Below are 16,089 nucleotides of genomic sequence, written 5' to 3'. Positions count from 1 at the left end.
CTCATCGACGGCTGCCTGGCCGAGACCGGACTGGCCATCACTCCACCCTGACCGACACCAACCCGAAAACCTCAGTAACGGCCGGTGGCCCCAACCGTTGTTCCCACGCTGTGGGCCCGCACCTCGCGGTGCGGGCCCACCCCTGCCGCGGAAAGGCGACGGCGCCACCACCGTTGTGGGCAGGCGTTCCGCATGGCGGAACGGGTGGGCACAACCCACCCACCGGCCCGCAGCACGCGGACGAAAGACCAGGGGGCACCCGGGGTGCGCACCCCTGTGGGGCCGGGCACCCCGTGTGGGCTTCACCCCGTACCCCGTGGAGGGGCAACCCTGTGTTTTAGGGCGCGCCCCGGGAGGGTTGGCAAGTGGGGCACCAGAAGAGGTTGCGGGCCGCCAGTTCGGCGGACCGGACTTCCATGCCGCACAGGAGACAGGGCCGGCCCGCCCTGCGGTAGACGTAGACCTCGCCGCCGTGGTCGTCCACGCGCGGCGCCCGCCCCATCGCCTCGGGCGTGTGCTCGGGCCTGACCGTGTCGATGCGCCCCAGCCGTACGCCCTCCCTCATCAGCCCGACGAGGTCGGCCCAGATCGCGTCCCACTCGGCGCGCCGCAGATCACGCCCGGCCCGGTACGGATCGATCCCGTGCCGGAACAGCACCTCGGCGCGGTAGACGTTGCCGACACCGGCGACGATCTTCTGGTCCATGAGGAGCGCCGCGATCGTGGTGCGGCTGCGCGAGACACGGGCCCAGGCGAGCCCGGGGTCCGCGTCCACGTCGGCCCGCAGCGGGTCGGGGCCCAGCCGGTCCCGTACGGCGCGCATCTCCTCGCCCGTGATCAGCTCGCAGCGGGTGGGCCCGCGCAGATCCGCGTACGCGTCGTCGGTCGAGAGCCGCAGCCGTACCTGCCCCACGGGCGCGGGCGCCGGGCCCTCACCGAAGGTGAACTTGCCGTAGAGACCGAGGTGGACGTGGACCCACGCGTTCGGCTCAAAGCCGAGGAAGAGGTGCTTGCCGTGGGCGTCGGCGCCCGAAAGGACCTGGCCGTCCAGCAGGGCCGCGCCGTCGGAGAACTTGCCCTGCGGGCTCGCGGCGCGCACGGCCCTGCCGCCGAACCTCTCCTGGTGGTCGGCGGCCAGCCGGTGGATCGTGTGGCCCTCGGGCATGGGTGCGGCGCCCGCCCGCTCAGTCCTGCTGGGGGTGGTGCGCGGGTACGGGCGGGAGCTGGCCCGTCACCTCGTACGCCGAGAGCATGTCGATGCGGCGCTGGTGGCGCTCGCCGTCGGAGAAGGGGGTGGCGAGGAAGGTCTCGACGAACTTCACCGCCTCGTCCGTGGTGTGCATCCGCGCGCCGACGCTGACGAGGTTGGCGTTGTTGTGCTCGCGGGCGAGGGCCGCCGTCTCCTCGCTCCAGGCCAGGGCGCAGCGGGCGCCCTTCACCTTGTTGGCGGCGATCTGCTCGCCGTTGCCCGAGCCGCCGATGACGATGCCCAGGGCCTCGCCGTCGGCGACGGTGCGCTCGGCGGCGCGGAGGCAGAAGGGCGGGTAGTCGTCGTCGGCGTCGTAGATGTGCGGGCCGCAGTCGACGGGCTCGTGGCCCGCGGCCTTGAGCCATTCGACGAGGTGGTTCTTGAGTTCGTAACCGGCATGATCGGAGCCGAGGTACACGCGCATGCCGTCGAGTCTATGACGGGACGGTAGGGCCGCTCGTCCGGGCCGGTCCTGGCGGGTCCTGGGACGGCCGCGTGCGGGGGCTCGTACGCGGAAACGCCGGACCGCCCGGCGAGGGGCGGCCCGGCGTTTTCGGTGCGCGGTCGTCGCGCGGCCGGTGCGTGGCGTCAGCCTCGGCGGCCCGCCAGCTTCCAGGCCGTGGGCAGCGCGCCCATGGCCAGCGCGGCCTTGAGCACGTCGCCGACGAGGAAGGGGACGAGGCCCGCCGCGAGCGCCTCGCCCGCCGACATGCCCGTGGCCAGCGCGAGGTAGGGGACGCCGATCGCGTAGATGATCACCGTGCCCACGGCCATGGTCCCGGCCGTGCGCAGCACCCCTCGGTCACCGCCGCGCCGCGCCAGCGCGCCGACGGCCGCGACGGCGAGCAGCATGCCCAGGACGTAGCCGAGCGAGGGGATGGCGGTTCCCGAGGCGCCCTCGGCGAACCAGGGCATGCCCGCGATCCCGGCCAGCGCGTACAGCGCGAGGGAGAGGAAGCCGCGCCGGGCGCCGAGGCCCATGCCCACGACGAGGGCCGCGAAGGTCTGGCCCGTGACCGGGACGGGGGAGCCCGGGACGGGAACGGCTATCTGGGCCGCCACGCCGGTCAGCGCGGCGCCCCCGAGGACCAGGGCCACGTCGCGGACACGGGCGCGGGCCGCCGTGGAGGCGGGGAGCAGGTCGGCGAGGACGGTTCCGGGGCGGGTGGTGCTGGCGGTGGACGTGAGGGCGCTCATCAGGGCGACTCCGAGTCGTTCGTCGTCGGTGCTGGACCTTTCGACGCTAGCCGACCACAGCGCGTGTTCCAGCGTGACGTTGGCGACAAAGCCCGGCCGGGAGCCTTGGTGGGATCCGCACGTGTATGCACCATGTATCGTGCGGCGACGCGTGTACGGGTGCGGGAGAGGCGCGTGTCCGTATACCGGAACGTTATCCACGACTATTGCAGCGTCGGGTGAGCCTGCCGAGACTGTCCCGAGCGCCACAACGATCAGTTCTCCGACCCCCACCAGGAACGGCCTCTCATGACGCGCACCGAGCTGTCCGACGACGCGCCGCCGCCCCGGGAACCACAGGGTTCCGCCGGCCAGGACCCCGCGCAGCCCGCACTTGCACAGGGTCTCAAACAGCGCCATCTGTCCATGATCGCCCTGGGCGGTGTCATCGGCGCCGGGCTCTTCGTCGGATCGGGTGCGGGCATCGCGGCGGCGGGCCCCTCCATCGTCCTCGCGTACGCCGCTTCGGGTCTGCTTGTCATGCTCGTGATGCGCATGCTGGGCGAGATGTCAGCGGCGCACCCGGCCTCCGGCTCCTTCTCCGTGCACGCGGAGCGCGCGATCGGCCCGTGGGCGGGCTTCACCGCGGGCTGGATCTACTGGGTGCTGCTCTGCGTCGCCATCGCCACGGAGGCGACGGCGGCGGCGGACATCATGGTGAAGTGGCTGCCGGGCACCGACTCCTGGATGTGGGTCGCCCTCTTCATGGTGATGTTCTGCGGGACGAACCTGGCCGCCGTGCGCAACTTCGGCGAGTACGAGTTCTGGTTCGCGGCGCTGAAGATCTTCGCCATCACGGCCTTCCTGCTGCTCGGCGTCCTCGCCATCGTGGGCGTCCTGCCGGGCACCGAGGCACCGGGCGCCGACAACCTCACCGGTGAGGGCGGCTTCCTGCCGAACGGCTCGGAGGGCCTGGTCATCGGCCTGCTGGCCTCCGTGTTCGCGTACGGAGGGCTGGAGACGGTGACCATCGCGGCGGCCGAGTCCGAGAAGCCCGTCTCGGGCGTCGCGAAGGCGGTGCGCACCGCGATGTGGCGCATCGGCGTCTTCTACGTCGGCTCGATGCTGGTGATCGTCACGCTGATCCCGTGGGACGACAAGTCGGTCCTCTCAGGGCCGTACGCCGCCGCGCTGGACTACATCGGCATCCCGGCGGCGGCCCAGGTCATGAACATCGTGGTCCTGGTGGCGCTGCTCTCCGCCATGAACGCGAACATCTACGGCGCCTCCCGGATGTCGTACTCCCTCATCGCGCGCGGCGAGGGCCCCGCCTTCCTCGGCCGGGTCAGCGGCAGCGGCGTCCCGCGCTACGCGGTCATCGCCTCGTCCTTCTTCGGCTTCGTCGCGGTGCTGCTCAACTTCATGTGGCCCGACACGGTCTTCCAGTGGCTGCTGAACATGGTCGGCGCCGCCACCCTCGTCGTGTGGGGCTTCATCGCCGTCTCGCAGCTCATCACGCGCCGCCGCCTGGAGCGCGAGGAGCCGGAGAAGCTGGTCGTGAAGATGTGGGGCTACCCGTGGCTGACGGGCCTCGCGATCCTCGGCATCCTCGCCGTGCTGGCCCTGATGCTGCGCGAGAGCGACACCCGTACACAGCTCGCGTTCACGGGCGGGCTGACGATCGTGCTGGCGCTGGTCGGGCTGCTGCGGCAGCGGCTGGCCGGGCAACGCGCGGCCGTCGGCGGCACGGCCGACGCCGGTACGGAGAAGTCCGGGTCCGAGAGCTGACGGCACACCACACCAACACCGCGGCGCGCACCGCGACACACGTCAGGGGCGGTCCCTCCCGGAGGGGCCGCCCCTGACTGTTGCTGCTACCTTCTTCTTGCAAGTAATGTGCAATAGCGGAGGGGCAAGCAGAATGGCGACCTACACACTTCCAGAGCTGCCGTACGACTACGCCTCGCTGGAGCCGGTCATCAGCGGCGAGATCATCGAGCTGCACCACGACAAGCACCACGCCGCGTATGTGAAGGGTGCGAACGACACCCTGGAGCAACTGGCGGAGGCCCGTGACAAGGACGCGTGGGGCTCCATCAACGGCCTGGAGAAGAACCTGGCCTTCCACCTCTCCGGGCACATCCTGCACACCATCTACTGGCAGAACATGACCGGCGACGGCGGCGGCGAGCCGCTGGAGAAGGACGGCACGGGCGAGCTGGCGGACGCCATCGCCGAGTCGTTCGGCTCCTTCGCCAAGTTCAAGGCCCAGCTCTCGAAGGCCGCGGCCACCACCCAGGGTTCGGGCTGGGGCGTCCTCGCCTACGAGCCGGTGACGGCCCGTCTCATCGTCGAGCAGGTCTACGACCACCAGGGCAACGTCGGCCAGGGCAGCGTGCCCATCCTGGTCTTCGACGCCTGGGAGCACGCCTTCTATCTCCAGTACCGCAACCAGAAGGTCGACTTCGTCGAGGCCATGTGGCGCGTCGTCAACTGGCAGGACGTGGCCAGGCGCTACACCGCCGCCAAGGAGCGCGCCAACAACCTGCTCCTGGCGCCCTGATGCTCCGGCCCCCCGCCGACCAGGGGGACCGGCCTCCTGCCTCGTGATCGTCTTCTCACCGCTTCACCGGGCAGGCGGAAAGCGGGAGGGCCCCGTACGGACGTGACGTACGGGGCCCTCCTGTCCACGAGGCCCTGTCAGGACCGGCCGGGGTCAGTCGAAGATCGGGCCGACGTCGCGGGTCCGCTTGATCTCGAAGAAGCCCGGCGTCGACGCCACCAGCAGCGTCCCGTCCCACAGCTTCGCCGCCGCCTCCCCCTTGGGGGCCGGGGTGACGACGGGGCCGAAGAAGGCGACCTGCCCGCCGTCCGCACCCGGGACGGCGATGACCGGGGTGCCGACATCCTGGCCGACCAGATCGATGCCCTCCTTGTGCGAGGCACGCAGCGCCTCGTCGTACTCCGTCGAATCGGCCGCGTCCGCGAGATCGGCGGGCAGCCCCGCCTCCTCCAGCGCCTCCACGAGCGTCTCGCGGGTCCGCTCCTGCGCGCGGTTGTGGAAACGGGTGCCGAGGGCGGTGTAAAGGGGGCCGAGCACCTCGTTCCCGTACTTCTGCTCGGCCGCGATGCACACCCGCACCGGGCCCCAGGCGGTCTTCAGCAGCTCGCGGTACTCCTCGGGCAGCTCGTCCAGCTTCGGCTCGTTGAGCACCGCCAGGCTCATCACATGCCAGCGGACCTCGACAGGCCGGACCTTCTCCACCTCCAGCATCCAGCGGGACGTCATCCACGCCCACGGGCACAGGGGGTCGAACCAGAAGTCTGCCGGTGTCTTCTCGGCCATGGCCAGGGTCTCCTCGGACGAACGGGTAACGGACAGTACCGAAGCGCGGTACGGACGCAGGGAAAACGCGCGGGAGGGCGCGCCCATTCCCCGGTATGCGTTGTCTGTACCGCGTGCGATGCTGACTGAGATCGTTCACCATGCGAGACGAGGGAGTCACGTCGTGCCCGGAGAGAACCTGACCCGAGACGAGGCCCGCGCCCGCGCGGCGCTGCTGACCGTCGAGGGTTACGAGGTGGCGCTCGATCTGCGCTCTGCCGTCGCTCCCCCTCCGGCCCAGGGCCCCCGCACCTTCCGCTCCACGACGACGATCCGCTTCCGCTGCGCCGAGCCCGGCGCCGCCACCTTCGCCGATCTCGTGGCACCCGCCGTCCACTCCGTCACCCTGAACGGCCGGTCCCTCAACGTGGACACCGTCTTCGACGGCACCCGCATCGCGCTGGAAGGACTCGCCGAGGAGAACGAACTGCTGGTGGACGCCTCCTGCGCCTACAGCCGCACGGGCGAGGGACTGCACCACTTCATCGACCCCGAGGACGGCGAGGTCTATCTCTACACGCAGTACGAACCGGCCGACGCGCGCCGCGTCTTCGCCAACTTCGAGCAGCCCGACCTCAAGGCGGCGTTCGACTTCACCGTGACCGCGCCCGCCCGCTGGACCGTGCTCAGCAACGGCGCCCAGCAGGGCGAGGCTGAGCCCCTGGAGGACGGCACCTTCTCGGTACGTCGCTTCGCGCGGACCCGGCCCATCTCCACGTACATCACGGCGGTCGTCGCGGGCCCGTACCACCGCGTCACCGACACCTACCGCCGCGCCCTCCCCGGCGGCGGCGAGCTGGAGATCCCGCTCGGCGCGCTCTGCCGCAAGGGCCTGGCCAGGTACTTCGACCCCGAGGACATCTTCACCGTCACCAAGCAGGGCCTGGACTTCTTCCACGACCACTTCGACTACCCGTACCCCTTCGGGAAGTACGACCAGGCGTTCGTGCCCGAGTACAACATCGGGGCCATGGAGAACCCCGGCTGTGTGACCTTCCGCGAGGAGTTCGTCTTCCGCGGCAAGGTGACGCAGGCGTCCTACGAGGGCCGGGCCAACGTCATCCTGCACGAGATGGCCCACATGTGGTTCGGCGATCTCGTCACCATGGAGTGGTGGGACGATCTGTGGCTCAAGGAGTCCTTCGCCGACTTCATGGGCGCCTTCTCGCTCGTCGAGTCCACCCGCTTCACCGACGGCTGGATCACCTTCGCCAACCGCCGCAAGTCCTGGGCCTACCGCGCCGACCAACTCCCCTCCACCCACCCCGTCACGGCGGACATCCGGGACCTGGAGGACGCCAAGCTCAACTTCGACGGGATCACCTACGCCAAGGGCGCCTCCGTACTGAAGCAGCTCGTCGCCTACGTCGGCAGGGACGCCTTCCTGGAGGGCGCACGGCGCTACTTCCGGCGCCACGAGTGGGGCAACACCCGCCTGGAACACCTCCTCTCCGTGCTGGAGGAGACCTCCGGACGGGACATGGGCGAGTGGGCCAAGTGCTGGCTCCAGACCGCCGGGGTCAACGTGCTCACACCCCAGCTCACCTACGACTCCGCTGGCCGCGTCACCGAACTGGCCGTCCTCCAGGAGGCCGCCGAGGGCCACCCCACGCTGCGCCCCCACCGCGTCGCCGTCGGCCTCTACCGCCACGAAGCGCCCGGCGGCGCCCTCGTCCGCTACGCGCGCGCGGAGACCGACGTCACCGGGGGCCGCACCGTCGTGGCCGAGCTGGCGGGCGCCGAACGGCCCGATCTGGTCCTCGTCAACGACGACGACCTCACCTACTGCAAGGTCCGCTTCGACGAACGCTCCCTCGACACCCTGCGCGGCCACCTCGGCTCCCTCACCGACCCCCTCGCGCGCGCCCTGTGCTGGTCGGCGGTGTGGAACCTGACGCGCGACGGGCTGATGCCCACGCGCGACTTCCTCGGCCTCGTGCTGCGGTTCGCCGGCGCCGAGTCGGACATCGGCGTGCTCCAGATGCTGCACGCCTGGGCCCGCACCGCCGTCGTCCACTACGCGGCGCCCCAGTGGCGCGAGGAGGGCGAGCGCCTGCTCGCCGAGGGCGCGCTGACCCAACTGCGGCTGGCCGAGCCCGGCAGCGGCCACCAGTTGGCGTGGGCCCGCTTCTTCGCCTCCGTCGCGGTGCGCGAGCAGGACCTGCGGCTGCTGCGGGGGCTGCTCGACGGCTCGGCGCGCGTCGACGGCCTCGACGTCGACCAGGAGCTGCGCTGGACGTTCCTCGAACCCCTCGCCGCGCAGGGCGTCGCCGGGGCCGAGGACATCGACGCGGAGCTGGCCCGCGACGACACGGCCTCCGGCAAGCGGCACCAGGTCCGCTGCCTCGCGGCGCGCCCCACGGCCGAGGTCAAGGCCCAGGCGTGGGTCGCGGTCATCGAGTCGGACCAACTGTCGAACGCGCTGGTCGAGGCCACGATCTCGGGCTTCGAGCAGCCGGGGCAGCGCGAGCTGATCGCGCCCTACACGGGCCGGTATTTCGAGGTCCTCGAAGACGTGTGGCGCACCCGCTCCATCGAGATCGGCATGGCAATCGTGCGGGGCATGTACCCCGCGCTCCAGGGCGACCAGGCCACGCTCGACGCCACGGACGCGTGGCTCGCAGCCCACGAGGACGCCGCGCCCGCGCTGCGGCGCCTCGTGCTGGAGTCCCGCGACGACCTGTCCCGCGCACTGCGCGCCCAGCGCCGTGACGGTCCCCTTCGCGGGGAGCGGAAGGAAACGAAGGGTTAGCCCTTCACTGGGCCGCGCCCCTTCACGGGGCACGAGGTGAAGCCCTCACGGGTCCCTTCTCCTCGTAGGGGGCGCCTCTGCGGCGTGCGGGTGGTGTTTCGGCTACCGCTGAGGGGGTCCCCTTCACGGGGGGGGTGCGCGGGACGGCTGCCCTGTGCGGTCCGCGACCCTTCGCGGGTGCGGAAGGCAACGGAGGGTTGCCCCCTCACGGGGACGTTGCGCGGGACGGTGGGCCGGTGAGTCGGGGTCAGCGCCGAGGGGTCACCAGGCGTCTCCCGGGCGGGGGTCCGCGGTCAGGGACCGGGACAGGTCGAGGGCTCCGGTCACGGCGAGTACGAAGACGCCGCCGTCGTCCTCGGGCGTACGTCGCGCCCCGGCGGGGGTGAGGACGGACGTGGGCCCCTGCCACGGCCGCCAGCCCCGTGCGGCGTAGAAGTCCACGGCGTCCTCGGACGCGCTGAGGGCGCCCAGTTCGTACGCCCCGCGCACGACGCGCTCCACCTCGCGCATCATCGCGGCACCGTAGCCGAGCCCGCGCCGGTCCTCGCGGACGGCCACCCCTTCGACGTAGCCCGTACGCAGCGCGTGCTCCCCGTACAGCAGACGGCGCTGGACCAGGGCCGCGTGGCCGACGAGTTCGGCGTCCCCTTCCAGGACGAGGACGTGGAGGCCGCCTACGGTGTGGTCCCAGTCCTCGTCGGAGAAGTCCCCCTCGAACGCGTCGTCCAGAAGCTTCCGCGCTGCGGTGAGCGTCGCTCCGTCCAGCGCCCCTGTATGCACCGTCCGCAACTGTGCGCCGTCCATGTCCGTTTCCATGGCGCCATCTTTCCAGCGGTTCCCCTTCGCGGGGTGCGCAAGGAAACGGGGGGTGCCGCCTTCACGGGGGTGTTGCGCGGGACGGTTACCCTGTGTGGTGGGTGCCGCAGGGTCCCGCGCTGATTTTTGTGCCGTCGCACGTTGTGCGGGGCGCTGCGCTGTGCGGTGCGTTGTTCTCCGAGTGCGGGCCGGTGGCTACGGCGCGGCGTATGGACCGGTGCTTTGCGGCTTGCGCCGCGTGGTTCTTGGCTTGCGCCGTGGTTGTGGGTGCGTGGGTGCGGGGTGCCCGGTGCCGGGGTGGGGTGTCTCCTCGGCGTGAAGGTCTCGTCCTTGTCTCTCCGCCGGTGACTTTCTCGACCTGCGGGGACACCCCACCCCGTCCCCGTCCCGCCGGTGGCCCACTGTCCGGCTCCGGGTGCGCCAATGCCCACCCCCCTTCGCGGGGAGCGACTCCTCGCCATGCGGCGGCACAAAAACCAGCGCGGGACCCTACGGTTCCCGCTTCACGGGCCGACCGTCCCGCGCAACTCCCCCGGTGAAGGGGTGCGCAGCCCCGGGGTGCCCCTTGGGGTTCGTTCGCGACTGCGGGCCGGTGGATGGGTTGTGCCCACCCGTTCCGCCATGCGGAACGCCTGCCCACAACAGGGTGGCGGAGCCCCTCCGGCACGGCACCGGTGCACAGCATGGGAACAAGCGGAGGGGGCACCGGCCGAGAGTTGGCCACCGGGTGGGAGGGGACGTGGTGGGGTGTCCCCGCAGGACGAGCAAGTCACCGGCCGAAAGCCGTAAACGAGACCTTCACGCCGAGGAGACACCCCGGCGCGGCGCCGACCCCCACCACACAGCAACCCCACACGACCACCGGCACAAGCCAAGAATCACGCGGCGCCAGCCGCGACGCACCGGTCCATACACCGCGCCGAAGCCACCGGCCAGGCAGCCGGAAACGGCGAACCGCCCCACGCAGGGGCGCCCCCACTGGCGACGGCGCCAAAAATGTTGTGGGCAAGCGTCCCGCAAGGCGGGACGGGTGGGCACAACCCGTGCCACCGGCCCGCAACACGCGAACGAACCCCCCAAGGGGCACCCACAACAGGCGCACCCCCACAAGAAACACGCACCCCGTGTGACCTTCACCCCACACCCCGTGAAGCGGCGCCGACCCGTGAAGGGCCTACCCCGCGTTTCCTTCCGCACCCCGCGAAGGGAGCCGCACCCCGCGAAGGGAGCCGCACCCCGCGAAGGGGCCGTCAGGCCGGTACCGGTGCTGAGAGGGGGCGCAGCAAGGGGATGTGGAGGGCCGGAGGGGTCGGGGCCGTGCCCTTGGGCGGCGGGCCCTCCGGGCGGGGCACCCCGTGGCGGCGCAGCCAGTTGCGGTACGTCTCGCTGGCCCAGGCGACCTCCGCGTATGCCGACTGGAGATCGGCGAAGAGCGCGTCGGCGTCCAGGCCCGGCACGTCGGGGGAACCGGGCCCCGCGCGGAACGCGCGGGACACCATCACCAGCCGGACCGCGAGCGGATCGCCCCGCAACGGGCGGATCGTCATGCCAGGGCGCGGCCTCGACGTGGGCTGGCACGGCGTGACCACCTCGCCGCCCGCGACCAGGTCGGAGGCCGCGAGATAGTCCCCGTACACCACGCGCGGCTCCAGCCCCGCCGCCGTGAAGACGCGGCGCAGGCCGGGCCAGTCGCCGTCGACGGCCGGATCGACCATCCAGCGGTCGGCGGCGAGGTCGGACAGGTCCAGTTCCTCCTTCACCGTGGCGGGGTGCGCCGAGGGGAGGGCGACGAACTGGGGCTCGCGCTCGACAAGTACCCGCAGCTCCAGGCCCTCGGGAAACCGCAGCGGCGAGCCCTCGACCTCGTGCACGAACACGGCGTCGAGCTGATTGGCAGCGACCATCTGGAGCAGCGTGTTCGCGGAGACGTCCATGTGGATCGTGGTGTCCGTCTCGGGGAGCCGGGCGTGGAGCCTGCGCAGCCAGCCGGAGACGGCACGGCTGCCCGTGCTGCCGATGCGCAGGCGTCGTCCGCCCGCGCGCCCCGCCGCCTCCTTCGCCTCGCTGACCAGCGCGTTCATCTCGGCCACGAGGGGCCGAGCGCGGCTGAGCACGGAGCGCCCCAGCGGGGTGGGCCTGCTTCCGGTGCGCTCCCGGGAGAAGAGCTGGCCGCCGATGGCCTGCTCGATGCGGCGAAGCTGTGTCGTCAGGGACGGCTGTGTCATGCCCAGTTGGCGTGCTGCCTTGTGCACGCTGCCCGTATCGGCGATCGCACACAGGGCGCGAAGGTGCCTCACTTCGAGCTCCACAGGCCGGAGCATAACGGCGCATGAGCATGTCACACCAGACGCTCTCCGCCGTCCTGCGGCACGCACCGGCAGGACGCGACGGCCGTCGCGGGCACCCGGAGACCCCGGGGATAGGCCCGTCCTATCCCCGGATGGCATCATCCCGCGCACCCCCGGCTCCAAGAGACTCTGCCTCGGCAGGAGTTCATCCGGCGGAACGGCGGTCGCGCCGCACACCCCACCGCGGCCGGACGGTTTCCGCGGACAGAAGGAGACCCCCCATGAGACACCGCAAAACGGCACTCTCCGCGACGCTCGGCCTCGGCCTGGCCGTGTCCCTCGGTCTCGGCGCGGGCCCCGCGACCGCGGCGCCCACCGGCACGGACGAGAACCACGGCACCATCGCCCCCGCCAAGGCCGGCTACGTCGGCGAGAGCGACAAGGGCACCCAGGCGTTCTTCAACGCCGTGGTCAAGGACGCGCTCAAGAAGCAGGCGGCGAAGCCCGGCATCCAGGCCGTCACCGTCAAGTACGACACCAGCCGCGCCCCGTCGTTCCGCAGCCAGATAGCCAACAGCACCGCGGTCTGGAACTCGTCCGTGACGAACGTCAAGCTCCAGGAGGGCTCGGGCGCCAGCTTCAGCTACCGCGAGGGCAACGACGCGCGTGGCTCGTACGCCTCCACCGACGGGCACGGCCGCGGCTACATCTTCCTGGACTACCGGCAGAACCAGCAGTACAGCTCCAACCGCGTCGTCGCCCACGAGACGGGCCATGTGCTCGGGCTGCCCGACCACTACTCGGGCCCCTGCTCCGAGCTGATGTCGGGCGGCGGGCCCGGCACGTCCTGCACCAACGACCGGCCGAACGCGCAGGAAGCCGCCCGCGTCAACCAGCTGTGGGCGAACGGGGTGGCCAGCGCCGCCTTCGACAAGGCCGCCTTCTCCGGCGCCCGCTGAGCACTCGCCCAGCGCCCGCCGAGCACTCGCCGAGCACCGGTGAGTGTCCGCTGAGACACCCCCGGGCGGTCCCGGCCCGGGGCACCACCTGAACCCCGCACGCACCACCGCTTCCCAGTCGCCACCTCCCACACGAAGGCCCCCGGTACTTCCTCCTCCGGGGGCCTTCGCACGCCCTCACGGGCCAGGGACGCGGAACAGGGTCAGCCCCCCACGCCTCCCGCCGCGTCAGCGGCCCGCGCGTCGGCGGCCTGCGCCCGCAGCGCCCGCTCGACGCCCGCGCGCGACTCCGTCACCAGCCGCCGCAGCGCCGCGCTCGGCTCGACGGAGTCCAGCCAGGCGTCCGTCGCCTCCAGCGTGGCGGGCTCGATCTGGAGCGTCGGGTAGAGGCCGACGGCGATCTGCTGGGCCATCTCGTGGCTGCGCGCGTCCCAGATGTCCTTGACCACGGCGAAGTACCGCTCCGCGTACGGGGCGAGCAGCTCGCGCTGGTCGGTCTGGAGGAAGCCTCCGATGACGGCTTCCTGGACGGCGTTGGGCAGCGTGTCGCTCTCCACCACCGCGCGCCACGCCTCCGCCTTGGCCTCGGCGGTCGGCCGCGCTGCGCGCGCCATCGCCGCGTAGCGCTCGCCCGCCGACGTCGCGTCCCGCGCCAGCTCGGCGTCGATCTCGGCCTCGCCCGCGCGCCCGGTGGCGGCGAGCCGCTGGAGCAGCGCCCAGCGCAGGTCGGTGTCCACGGTCAGGCCCTCGACGCTCTCGGTGCCGTCCAGCAGCCCGGCCAGCAGCGCGAGCTGCTCGTCCGTACGGGCCGTCGCGGCGAACGCGCGGGCCCACGCCAACTGGTGGTCGCTGCCAGGATCGGCCGCGCGCAGCTGCTCCAGCGTCGCCTCCGACCAGCGCCTGAGCCCGGTCTCGCGCCACGCGGGCTCCGCGTACAGGTCGAGGGCGAGCTTGACCTGGCGGTGCAGGGTCTGCACGACGCCGATGTCCGACTCCTTGGTGATCCCGGAGAGGACGAGATCGAGGTAGTCGCGGGTGGCCAGCTCGCCGTCGCGGGTCATGTCCCAGGCCGAGGCCCAGCACAGGGCGCGCGGCAGGGACTCGGTGAAGTCGCCGAGGTGCGCGGTCACCACGGCCAGCGACTCCGGGTCGAGGCGGACCTTGGCGTACGAGAGGTCGTCGTCGTTGAGCAGCAGCACCGCGGGTCGGGGGCGGCCCACCAGCGAGGGCACCTCGGTCAGCTCGCCGTCCACGTCCAGTTCGACGCGGTCGGTGCGCACCAGCTTGCCGTCCACCAGCTCGTACGCGCCCACCGCGATCCGGTGCGGGCGCAGCGTCGGCTCGCCCGTCGCGCCGGCGGGCAGGGCGGGGGCCTCCTGGCGGATGGCGAAGGAGGTGAGGACGCCCGCTTCGTCCGTGGTGATCTCAGGGCGCAGGACGTTGATGCCCGCCGTCTGGAGCCACGCCGTCGACCAGGTCTTCAGGTCCCGGCCCGAGGTCTCCTCCAGCGCGCCGAGCAGATCGCTGAGCCGGGTGTTGCCCCACTCGTGCCGCTTGAAGTAGCGCTGCACGCCCTGGAAGAACTCGTCCATCCCGACGTAGGCGACGAGCTGCTTCAGCACGGAAGCGCCCTTGGCGTAGGTGATCCCGTCGAAGTTGACGAGGACGTCGTCCAAGTCGCGGATCTCCGCCATGATCGGGTGGGTGGAGGGGAGCTGGTCCTGACGGTAGGCCCAGGTCTTCATCTGGTTGGCGAAGCTGGTCCAGGCGTGCGGCCAGCGGCTGCCCGGCGCGTGTGCCTGGCAGGCGATGGAGGTGTACGTCGCGAACGACTCATTGAGCCACAGGTCGTTCCACCACTCCATGGTGACGAGGTCGCCGAACCACATGTGGGCCAGCTCGTGCAGGACCGTCTCGGCCCTGGCCTCGTACGCGGCCTCCGTCACCTTGGACCGGAACACGTACTGGTCACGGATGGTGACCGCGCCCGCGTTCTCCATGGCGCCCGCGTTGAACTCGGGCACGAAGAGCTGGTCGTACTTCTCGAAGGGGTACGGGTAGTCGAACTTCTCCTGGAACCAGTCGAAGCCCTGGCGCGTGACCTCGAAGAGCGCGTCGGCGTCCAGGTACTCGGCGAGCGACGGACGGCAGTACAGACCCAGCGGCACGCTGCGGTCGCCGCCCTCCCAACTGCTGTGCACCGAGTGGTACGGGCCGACGATCAGCGCGGTGATGTACGAGGAGATCCGCGGCGTCGGTGCGAAGCGCCAGACGTTGTCCTGCGGCTCCGGCGTCGGCGAGTTGGAGATCACGGTCCAGCCCTCGGGGGCCTTCACGGTGAACTGGAACGTCGCCTTCAGGTCCGGCTGCTCGAAGCTGGCGAACACGCGGCGCGAGTCCGGCACCTCGAACTGGGTGTAGAGGTACGCCTGGTCGTCGACGGGGTCGACGAAGCGGTGCAGGCCCTCGCCCGTGTTCGTGTACGCACAGTCCGCGGCCACCGTCAGCTCGTTGCGGCCCGCGAGCAGCGAGGGCAGTGCGATGCGGGAGTCCGCGAAGACCTCGGCGGGGTCGAGGGTGTCACCGTTGAGGGTGACGGAGTGCACGGTCGGGGCGATCAGGTCGATGAACGTGTCGGAGCCGGGGGCGGTCTCCGCGACGTCGAAGGTGACCGTCGTCACCGAGCGGAAGGTGCCGCCCTGCTGGGCCGCGCTGAGGTCCAGCTCGATGGCGTAGGAGTCCACGGTGAGCAGCCGTGCGCGCTCCTGGGCCTCTTCGCGCGTCAGATTTGTGCCAGGCACGTGGTGATCTCCCCACTCTCATGGCTCTGTATATGGCGTGTTCCGGCCATCCTTCCACGGGTCCCCTGCGCGGGGTGCGGCTCCCTTCGCGGGGGGCGGAAGGAAACGGGGGTGCCCCGTTCGTCGGGGGTGTTGCGCGGGACGGTTGGCCGGTGTGGTGCGCGCTGTAGGGTCCCGCGCTGATTTTTGTGCCGCAGCACGAGGCGCTGCGCTGGGCGGGGCGCCGTTTCCGGGTGCGGCTGCGTGGCTTCGGCGCGGCCTATGGACCGGTGCGTCGCGGCTGGCGCCGCGTGACTCCGGGTTTCCCTTGGAGTTATGGGTACGTGGGTGCGGGGTGTCCGGTGCCGCGCCGGGGTGTCTCCTCGGCGTGAAGGTCTCGTGTTCGGCTTTCCGCCGTCGTTCGTCTCGACCTGCGGGGACACCCCACCGCGTCCCCGTCCCGCCGGTGGCCCGCTTCCGCTTCGGGTCGGCTGAGCCCGGCCACATCCCCGGCGCGGGACCCTACGGTCCCCACTCCACGGGCCGACCGTCCCGCGCAACACCCCCCTGTCAGGGGTGCGCCTACCCGAGTGCCCCTTGGGCTCTCGTTCGCGTGCTGCGGGCCGGTGGCACGGGTTGTGCCCACCCTCCCCCAGCTAACGCTGGGCGGTGCCCCCTCGCCGA

General features: G+C 71.5%; 11 protein-coding genes. 4 read left to right on the top strand and 7 right to left on the bottom strand.

Annotated elements, in window-relative coordinates; all coding sequences use genetic code 11:
* Positions 1-337: 337 nt before the first annotated feature.
* The 3 genes from ACYVOO_RS15480 to ACYVOO_RS15470 all read right to left on the bottom strand — a co-directional run bounded on the left by ACYVOO_RS15480 (position 338) and on the right by ACYVOO_RS15470 (position 2,446).
* Positions 338-1,165 (bottom strand): Fpg/Nei family DNA glycosylase, encoded by an 828-nt coding sequence (locus ACYVOO_RS15480; RefSeq protein WP_461016236.1) that lies wholly within the window; start codon positions 1,163-1,165, stop codon positions 338-340.
* Positions 1,166-1,184: 19 nt separating this feature from the next.
* A complete protein-coding gene (locus ACYVOO_RS15475) occupies positions 1,185-1,673 on the bottom strand; it encodes a ribose-5-phosphate isomerase (RefSeq protein WP_453345523.1) in 489 nt (162 codons plus the stop codon).
* A gap of 164 nt (positions 1,674-1,837) precedes the next feature.
* Complete coding sequence (locus ACYVOO_RS15470; RefSeq protein ID WP_461016235.1) at positions 1,838-2,446, bottom strand: biotin transporter BioY; 609 nt, start codon at positions 2,444-2,446, stop codon at positions 1,838-1,840.
* Positions 2,447-2,734: 288 nt separating this feature from the next.
* Between ACYVOO_RS15470 and ACYVOO_RS15465 the strand changes: the two genes are divergently transcribed.
* Both ACYVOO_RS15465 and ACYVOO_RS15460 read left to right on the top strand, forming a co-directional pair.
* Positions 2,735-4,213 (top strand): amino acid permease, encoded by a 1,479-nt coding sequence (locus ACYVOO_RS15465; RefSeq protein WP_461016234.1) that lies wholly within the window; start codon positions 2,735-2,737, stop codon positions 4,211-4,213.
* Between the two features lie 133 nt (positions 4,214-4,346).
* Positions 4,347-4,988, top strand: coding sequence for a superoxide dismutase (locus ACYVOO_RS15460; RefSeq protein WP_453345526.1), 642 nt, complete (start codon positions 4,347-4,349; stop codon positions 4,986-4,988).
* 153 nt (positions 4,989-5,141) lie between these two features.
* Here the strand turns inward: ACYVOO_RS15460 and ACYVOO_RS15455 are convergent, their stop codons facing one another.
* Entirely contained in the window at positions 5,142-5,771 is a 630-nt protein-coding gene (locus ACYVOO_RS15455; protein WP_461016233.1) for a mycothiol-dependent nitroreductase Rv2466c family protein, read from the bottom strand.
* A gap of 163 nt (positions 5,772-5,934) precedes the next feature.
* On the opposite strand from ACYVOO_RS15455, the gene pepN (ACYVOO_RS15450) reads away from it, so the two are divergent.
* Positions 5,935-8,562, top strand: coding sequence for an aminopeptidase N (gene pepN, locus ACYVOO_RS15450; RefSeq protein ID WP_461016232.1), 2,628 nt, complete (start codon positions 5,935-5,937; stop codon positions 8,560-8,562).
* Positions 8,563-8,823: 261 nt separating this feature from the next.
* Here pepN (ACYVOO_RS15450) and ACYVOO_RS15445 read toward each other — a convergent pair whose 3' ends face one another.
* The gene (locus ACYVOO_RS15445; RefSeq protein ID WP_461016240.1) at positions 8,824-9,366 is read right to left on the bottom strand and encodes a GNAT family N-acetyltransferase; all 543 of its coding nucleotides are present in this window, start codon (positions 9,364-9,366) and stop codon (positions 8,824-8,826) included.
* Positions 9,367-10,628: 1,262 nt separating this feature from the next.
* Complete coding sequence (locus ACYVOO_RS15440; protein WP_461016231.1) at positions 10,629-11,699, bottom strand: LysR family transcriptional regulator; 1,071 nt, start codon at positions 11,697-11,699, stop codon at positions 10,629-10,631.
* A gap of 248 nt (positions 11,700-11,947) precedes the next feature.
* Here ACYVOO_RS15440 and snpA point away from each other — a divergent pair, with 248 nt between their 5' ends.
* A complete protein-coding gene (gene snpA / locus ACYVOO_RS15435) occupies positions 11,948-12,625 on the top strand; it encodes a snapalysin (protein ID WP_461016230.1) in 678 nt (225 codons plus the stop codon).
* Between the two features lie 203 nt (positions 12,626-12,828).
* On the opposite strand, the gene pepN (ACYVOO_RS15430) is transcribed toward snpA, so the two are convergent.
* Positions 12,829-15,426 carry an aminopeptidase N gene (gene pepN / locus ACYVOO_RS15430; protein ID WP_461016229.1) on the bottom strand — a complete coding sequence of 866 codons (2,598 nt, stop codon included), beginning with the start codon at positions 15,424-15,426 and terminating at the stop codon, positions 12,829-12,831.
* Between the last annotated feature and the right edge of the window lie 663 nt (positions 15,427-16,089).

The organism is Streptomyces daliensis (assembly GCF_054782395.1).
Note: the sequence above shows the minus strand (reverse complement) of the source record. Positions and strands in the feature narration are given on the sequence as shown.

What these genes read in the sequence shown, in the direction of transcription:
- ACYVOO_RS15480 (WP_461016236.1), bottom strand. Translation starts at nt 1,165, where the DNA reads ATGCCCGAGGGCCACACGATCCACCGGCTGGCCGCCGACCACCAGGAG.
- ACYVOO_RS15475 (WP_453345523.1), bottom strand. Translation starts at nt 1,673, where the DNA reads ATGCGCGTGTACCTCGGCTCCGATCATGCCGGTTACGAACTCAAGAAC.
- ACYVOO_RS15470 (WP_461016235.1), bottom strand. Translation starts at nt 2,446, where the DNA reads ATGAGCGCCCTCACGTCCACCGCCAGCACCACCCGCCCCGGAACCGTC.
- ACYVOO_RS15465 (WP_461016234.1), top strand. Translation starts at nt 2,735, where the DNA reads ATGACGCGCACCGAGCTGTCCGACGACGCGCCGCCGCCCCGGGAACCA.
- ACYVOO_RS15460 (WP_453345526.1), top strand. Translation starts at nt 4,347, where the DNA reads ATGGCGACCTACACACTTCCAGAGCTGCCGTACGACTACGCCTCGCTG.
- ACYVOO_RS15455 (WP_461016233.1), bottom strand. Translation starts at nt 5,771, where the DNA reads ATGGCCGAGAAGACACCGGCAGACTTCTGGTTCGACCCCCTGTGCCCG.
- ACYVOO_RS15445 (WP_461016240.1), bottom strand. Translation starts at nt 9,366, where the DNA reads ATGGACGGCGCACAGTTGCGGACGGTGCATACAGGGGCGCTGGACGGA.
- ACYVOO_RS15440 (WP_461016231.1), bottom strand. Translation starts at nt 11,699, where the DNA reads ATGCTCCGGCCTGTGGAGCTCGAAGTGAGGCACCTTCGCGCCCTGTGT.
- snpA (WP_461016230.1), top strand. Translation starts at nt 11,948, where the DNA reads ATGAGACACCGCAAAACGGCACTCTCCGCGACGCTCGGCCTCGGCCTG.